This window comes from Bradyrhizobium sp. Unk1, from assembly GCF_059512345.1.
On record NZ_JCAMOP010000025.1, the window covers coordinates 128,185 to 135,281 of the forward strand.

Here is a 7,097-nt window from a genome sequence, read left to right on the forward strand (position 1 = left end):
CGCTGGCAGGCGTAGCAAAATGATTACGTAGAATTACTTAATCTGCTTGGCCACTATCTACCCTTACATTTCCGCATCGTTTGGCCGCGACAATGTTGCCGCGGCACGGCCAGCGGAGCAAAGGCGATGGCAAACCTCGAGGAGCCGCTCGACGCTGCAACTGGGCAACAAATCGCCGTCCTGCAGCGGCTGAGAAATTCCAAGGATGTCGGTGCGGACCTGCTGCGGGTCCTCGATATCGCGATCGGCATAGCGGGTGCCGACATGGGCACCCTTCAGCGCTTCGACGAAAGAGCCGACTGCCTGACAATTGTTGCCAGCCGCGGATTCTCGACCGAAGCCCTGACTTTTTTCGGCGTTGTGCGCCGCGACACTAACACCACGTGCGCTGTCGCGCTCATGCGGCGCATGCGTGTGTTTGTCGAGGACGTCTCAACGAGTTACCTGTTTATAGGCACGCGCGAACTCGATATGCTGCGTGCCGGCGGCATTGCTGCCGTACAATCGACGCCGCTCATCAGCAGTAACGGCCACCTCTGGGGCGTATTCACAACACACTTTCGCGAACCGCAGATAGAGAGCGAGTTCGATCATGCTCGGCTGGATCGGCTCGCCGTCCAGGTCGCGGATAGCCTGGAGCAGCGAGAGGGCCTGGTGCCGAGCCAGCATTTTCACGGCAAGCAGGTCCCGGAGCACTCTCAACCGGGAGGCTGACATGAATTCAACTGCCGAGCCTATTCCTTTTGGACGATCCATGCTTCGCGAGCACCGGCATGTCTGCGCGTTCTTCAGCTCGGCAGTGGAGGAATACGACGCGTTGCTGCCGTTCATTTGCGACGGCATCAACTGCGGCCAGCGCGCGTTTCATGTCCTCCCTTCTCAGCACAGGGAGGATCACCTCAATTGGATGCGCACCGCCGGCGTCGACGTGGAGAAGACGATGAAAAGCCGTCAGCTCGAAGTCGCGCTGCCGGAGGACACCTATCTCAAGACCGGACGTTTCGACAAGGACGCCATGCTCGTCCTGATCCAGGAGGCCCTGAAAGCCGGCACCGGGCTCGGCTTCCCGTTGACGCGGATGATCGCGCACGCCGAGATGGCCGTGGACGATTGGAAGAGCGGCATCGAATGGGCCGAATACGAGATGCGGCTCAATAGCGTTCTGCCAAATTACGACGACCCGGTGATTTGCACCTTCGACGTCAATCTGCTGACGGCGCCCCATGCCATCGATATTTTGCGAACGCACCCTATGGTCCTCATCGGCGGCGTCTTGATCGAGAACTCGTTCTTCACGAGCCCGCAGGATTTTATCCGCGAGGTGCAGTCGCGAACCGGACCAAGCCAGTCCTATCGGGCCTAGCCCGACGAAGCTTCAAGCCCATGTTTGTCGCAGAGCTGCCGTCGCTTCTTGACCATCGTCAATGACAAGAGGGCTCGCCGGATCAACACTCCTTTGCATTCCTGGCGGCACGGCGGAGGTGGTGATGATCAAGAACGTGATGGTACGCCTGGACGGCACGCGGGCCGACGACGCGGACTGGTCACCCCGTCGTTGGCCTGTTTCTGCCGCCGGATCCCTGCCGAAGGCCACAGCGTGTCCGCAGCCGAAGCGGCCCGGCTCGTTGATAAGGCGCGCCGTGAGCGACGAACTCGAAGCCGAGCCCCGGCAGCAACTGGCGCGGCTGCAGAAGCCAGTCGAGTTGCGGTGGTTCGAGGCGCTCGGCGACACGATGGGCGAGATCTTCGCATGCGAAACCCGCACCGCCGATATTTTCGTCGCAATGCGGCCGAATGGCTCGTCACAGGAGCCCGAGCATCTGGTCGAGTGCGTCCTGTTTGGGACGGAACTCCACTCGGCCGTCAAGCGTTTTCCTCGGATCGGCTCGTGTAGATGTTAGAAATCAACAAGCCTCCTTCTCTAAGCGCCGCGGGAGAGGATCTGCGCGGCTTCGTCCGCGTGCGTGGAGCACGCGAGCATAATTTGAAGAATATCGATCTCGAAATTCCCCGCGATGCCCTGGTGGTGTTTACCGGCGTCTCCGGCTCGGGCAAATCGTCACTGGCCTTTGGAACGCTCTACGCGGAGGCGCAGCGGCGGTATCTCGAATCCGTCTCGCCTTATGCGCGGCGTTTGTTTCATCAGATGGCGGTTCCAGAGGTTGATGAAATCGATGGCTTGCCGCCGGCCGTGGCCCTGCAGCAGCAGCGCGGGTCGCCCACCACGCGCTCTTCCGTCGGCAGCGTGACGACGTTGTCCAACCTGCTTCGAATGCTATACTCGCGCGCCGGTGATTATTCACGGCACCAGGCGCATCTCGATGCCGAGGCTTTTTCGCCCAATACGCCGGCTGGAGCCTGTCCTCGATGCCATGGGCTCGGTCGGGTCTACGAGGTGACCGAACGCTCCATGGTGCCGGATAATTCCAAAAGCATTCGCGAGCGCGCGATTGCAGCCTGGCCGCCCGCCTGGCATGGCGGCAACCTGCGCGACATGCTGATTTCGCTCGGTTATGACGTCGATCGTCCGTGGCGCGAATTACCGAAAAAGGCCCGCGACTGGATCCTATATACCGACGAGCAACCGGTGGTCCCGGTTTACATCGGGTATGACGCGAACGAGGTGCGAAGGGCCATCAAACGCAGGGAGGAGCCCAGTTACCGGGGCAATTTCTCCAGCGCCAGGCGATATGTGCTGAACACCTTTGCTACCACTGAAAGCGCGTCAATCAAAAAGCGAGTATCGCGCCACATGGTAAGTACCGAATGCCCGCTCTGTCATGGCAAGCGGCTTCGCCGCGAATCGCTGTCCGTCAAATTCGCCGGCTTGGACATTGCCGATATCTCCAGGATCCCGTTGGCCAAGCTCGCTGACCTCTTGCGTCCCTATGCGGAGGCCACCGCCCCTGCACTGACCAAGCTTAAGGCGCAGCATCCGGAGAAGGCTTTGGTGGTGCAGCGGATCGCCGAGGACTTCGGTGGCCGCCTCACGGTTCTGCTTGACCTCGGACTGGGCTATCTTTCGCTGGAGCGGAGTACCCCGACGCTCTCTCCGGGCGAACTGCAGCGCCTGCGACTGGCAACCCAAGTGCGTTCCAATCTGTTCGGCGTCGTCTATGTGCTCGACGAGCCGTCCGCCGGACTTCATCCCGCGGACACCGAGGCGCTGTTGACGGCGCTCGCACGGTTGAAAGCCTCCGGCAACTCGCTTTTCGTGGTCGAACACGAGATCGATGTGATCCGGTATGCGGATTGGGTTGTCGACGTCGGGCCTGGCGCCGGCGAACTCGGCGGCCATGTCCTCTACAGCGGTCCTCTACAAGGGTTCAAGCAGGTAGAGGAATCGCAAACCCGCCGTTACCTGTTCGGCGACCACATCGTGTCAAACCGTACGCCGCGCTTGCCCAAGGGCTGGCTGCGAGTGCGTGGCGCCAGTCGCAACAACCTCCATGAACTCGATGTCGATTTTCCGTTGGGAGTATTCACCACCGTGACTGGCGTTTCCGGCTCGGGCAAGTCGAGCCTGGTGAGCCAAGTCCTGGTGGAATTGATTGCAAGTAAGCTAGGCCATCCCTTACCGTCGATCGACGATGAAGGCGACGAACTCGAGCGGACCGTCGTGACCACACTCGGCGGCCGGATCGCAAGCGAAATGGAGGGTGTCAAGCGATTGGTGGTCGTCGATCAGAAGGCGATCGGACGCACGCCACGGTCCAACCTCGCGACGTACACAGGGCTGTTCGATTACGTTCGCAAGATCTTCGCGGCCACCAAGTCGGCGCGCGCCCGTCACTATGACACTGGACGCTTTTCCTTCAATGTTGCCAAAGGCCGCTGCGAGACCTGCGAGGGCGAAGGCTTTGTTTGCGTTGAATTGCTGTTCCTGCCCAGTGTGTATGCACCGTGCCCAAGCTGTCATGGCGCTCGCTACAACGCTAAAACCCTTGAAATAGAATACCGCGGCAAGAACATCGCCGCCGTACTGGGAATGACGGTCGATGCCGCCTTCGCGTTCTTTGCTGAGGAGGCGCAGGTACGCCGGTCCCTCGATGTGCTGCGGCAGGTTGGCCTCGGCTATCTGCGACTTGGCCAGCCGGCGACGGAGCTTTCCGGCGGCGAGGCCCAGCGAATCAAGCTTGCCACCGAGTTGCAGCGGACGCAACGTGGCCAAACGCTCTACGTCCTTGACGAGCCCACCACGGGACTACACCCGGCTGACGTCGAGAAGCTCATCGCACAACTCGACGGGCTGGTCGAATCCGGCAACACCGTCATCGTGGTGGAGCATGACATGCGCGTTGCCGCCGGCAGCGACTGGGTCATGGATATCGGCCCGGGTGCAGGTGACGAAGGCGGTCATGTGGTGGCGTTTGGCACGCCTGCCGAGGTCGCTGGATCGTCCATAAGCCGCACTGCGCCATGCCTGTCGCGGTTCAGGGCTCGGCTCGCGGCCGACGCGTCAACGTCCAGTCGCCTTGCGGCACCACAGTAAGATTGCGGAATGGGCGCCAAAGGCGGTGTCTGTCGGCCCGAAAGATCAAACGTCACTTCGTCGACATACCACCAGCCCCACCCTTCCGGTGGATCAAAGGCTTCGATGATCGGGTGTCTTGTCGCGTGAAAGTGTTTTTGTTGCGTGCCGATCTGTCGACTGGTCGCAGCAACCGACATGGTCCCAGGGTCCCAGGTGCAGAAAATCCGAGGATGCAACCAGGGTCGCCCGACTTCAGGCATATTCTTCGCACCCCAAAGGCGCTCGGAATAAAGTCAGGGATTGCCGAGAGATGCTTGCAAAGTATCGCCATCTTTAACTGACGCGCAATGGCGCGCCGCTCTCCGTTTCTCTCAGTGTTAATCCAATTGCAAAGCTTAAGCAGCTTCAGCTCGACGGCCGCCGCGCGACGGGCGTGGTGGTTTCGGCGATATTGAGCGTCAACTGTCGCAGTAGGCGCCAGCGTCGGCGATGAAAGCCGCTTGGCGAGTTGACGAATGTCAGTGCGAGCTTGCCGAAACCCAAAGAACATGCGGTATGCGTGCCTTTGCGCATAATTCGCTAAGCGGCGTGCGGTTGGCGAGCAGATCGTGGATCTTCAATACTTTGATCGCGATCGAACGAAAAACCGGTACCCTCCTTTTTGCTGACCGCACTTCGGGGGCGGAGCGGCACGCCGAAGGAAGACGACGATGAATATTGAGCACTATACCGAGCGCTCGCGCGGCTTCATCCAATCCGCGCAGTCGCTGGCGATGCGCGAAGGTCATCAGCAGTTTTCGACCCTGCATCTGCTGAAGGTCCTGCTTGATGACAGCGAGGGCCTTGCTGGCGGTCTGATCGACCGCGCCGGCGGCAATTCCCGTGCAATCCTGAAGGCGACCGAGGATGCCCTGAACAAGGTGCCAAAGGTCTCCGGGGGCGGTGCCGGGCAGGTTTATCTTGCACCCGAACTGGCGCGAGCGTTCGACGCGGCTGAAAAGGCAGCCGAGAAGGCCGGTGACAGCTTTGTCACGGTTGAGCGGCTTTTGCTCGGGCTCGCCATCGACAAGAATAGCGAGGCCGGCCGGCTACTGGCGAATGGCGGCGTTACTGCGCAGAACCTAAATGCTGCGATCGAATCCTTGCGAAAGGGCCGCACTGCGGATTCCGCGACGGCCGAGAATGCCTATGACGCGCTGAAGAAATATGCCCGCGACCTGACCCAGGCCGCGCGCGACGGCAAGCTCGACCCGGTCATCGGCCGCGATGAGGAAATTCGCCGCACGATTCAAGTGCTCTCGCGCCGGACGAAGAATAATCCCGTCCTGATTGGCGAGCCCGGCGTTGGCAAGACGGCGATCGCCGAAGGCCTCGCGCTACGCATCATCAACGGCGACGTGCCGGAGAGCCTTCACGACAAGAAGCTGCTGTCGCTCGACCTCGGTGCGCTGATCGCCGGTGCAAAATACCGCGGTGAGTTCGAGGAGCGGCTGAAGGCCCTGCTCCAGGAGGTCACCGCGAGCAACGGCAATTTCATCCTGTTCATCGACGAGATGCACACGCTGATCGGCGCCGGCAAGGCCGACGGCGCAATGGATGCCTCCAACCTGCTCAAGCCCGCGCTCGCCCGCGGCGAGTTGCACTGCATCGGCGCGACTACGCTCGACGAATACCGCAAGCATGTCGAGAAGGATGCGGCACTTGCACGGCGCTTCCAGCCGATCTTCGTCAGCGAGCCCAGCGTCGAGGACACCATCTCGATCCTGCGCGGGTTGAAGGACAAGTACGAACAGCACCATGGCGTTCGGATCACCGATTCCGCGCTTGTTGCGGCCACGACCCTGTCCAACCGCTACATCACCGACCGTTTCCTGCCCGACAAGGCTATCGACCTGATGGACGAGGCGGCTGCGCGGCTAAAGATGCAGGTCGATTCCAAGCCTGAAGAGCTGGATACGCTCGACCGCGAGATCATCCGGCTCAAGATCGAGCAGGAAGCGCTGAAGAAGGAGAGCGATCTTGGCTCCAAGACGCGGCTTCAGGCGCTGGAGAAGGAGCTTGCCGATATCGAGGAGAAATCTGCGGCGCTGACCGCGCGCTGGAGCGCGGAGAAGAACAAGCTCTCCAACGCCCAGAAGCTCAAGAGCGAACTCGATGCGCTTCGGGTCGAGCTTGCCAATGCGCAGCGGCGCGGCGAATTCCAGAAGGCCGGCGAGCTTGCCTATGGCAAGATTCCGGCGCTGGAAAAGCAGCTCGCCGAGATCGAGGCCAACGAGAATGCGGGCGCCACGGTGGAGGAGGCTGTGACCGCCAACCACATCGCGCAGGTGGTGTCGCGCTGGACCGGCGTGCCCGTGGACAAGATGCTCGAGGGTGAGAAGGAGAAGCTCCTCAGGATGGAGGAGCAACTCAGCCAGCGCGTGGTGGGCCAGGCCGAGGCCGTGCATGTGGTAGCGACCGCCGTGCGCCGCTCGCGCGCGGGCTTGCAGGATCCGAACCGGCCGATGGGCTCGTTCATGTTTTTGGGCCCCACCGGCGTCGGAAAAACCGAGCTGACCAAGGCGCTCGCGGAGTACCTGTTCAACGACGAGACCGCGATGGTCCGCCTCGACATGTCCGAGTA

Annotated in this window: 5 protein-coding genes and 1 pseudogene; 5 read left to right on the top strand and 1 reads right to left on the bottom strand. The window is 61.2% G+C overall.

Annotated features, from left to right (window positions below; genetic code table 11):
* The first annotated feature begins 126 nt into the window (after nucleotides 1–126).
* The 4 genes from AC5ZFO_RS29105 (at nucleotide 127) to AC5ZFO_RS29120 (ending at nucleotide 4,492) form a co-directional block, all read left to right on the top strand.
* Entirely contained in the window at nucleotides 127–714 is a 588-nt protein-coding gene (locus AC5ZFO_RS29105) for a GAF domain-containing protein (protein WP_282521413.1), read from the top strand.
* A 40-nt stretch (nucleotides 715–754) separates the two neighbouring features.
* Nucleotides 755–1,363: an MEDS domain-containing protein gene (locus AC5ZFO_RS29110; protein ID WP_282521412.1), complete on the top strand. Its 609-nt coding sequence runs from the start codon at nucleotides 755–757 to the stop codon at nucleotides 1,361–1,363.
* Between the two features lie 124 nt (nucleotides 1,364–1,487).
* Nucleotides 1,488–1,901, top strand: a complete 414-nt coding sequence (locus AC5ZFO_RS29115) for a hypothetical protein (protein WP_282521411.1) — start codon at nucleotides 1,488–1,490, stop codon at nucleotides 1,899–1,901.
* Nucleotides 1,895–4,492, top strand: coding sequence for an excinuclease ABC subunit UvrA (locus AC5ZFO_RS29120; RefSeq protein ID WP_282521410.1), 2,598 nt, complete (start codon nucleotides 1,895–1,897; stop codon nucleotides 4,490–4,492). Before AC5ZFO_RS29115 ends, AC5ZFO_RS29120 begins: the two co-directional genes overlap by 7 nt.
* On the opposite strand, the pseudogene AC5ZFO_RS29125 reads toward AC5ZFO_RS29120, so the two are convergent.
* A pseudogene (locus tag AC5ZFO_RS29125) lies at nucleotides 4,489–4,805 on the bottom strand (ubiquitin carboxyl-terminal hydrolase family protein); the annotation flags it as partial. The gene AC5ZFO_RS29120 and the pseudogene AC5ZFO_RS29125 overlap by 4 nt on opposite strands.
* A 379-nt stretch (nucleotides 4,806–5,184) precedes the next feature.
* Between AC5ZFO_RS29125 and AC5ZFO_RS29130 the strand changes: the two are divergent.
* On the top strand, nucleotides 5,185–7,097 hold a 1,913-nt coding region (locus tag AC5ZFO_RS29130; RefSeq protein ID WP_496122886.1), incomplete at its 3' end, for a Clp protease N-terminal domain-containing protein.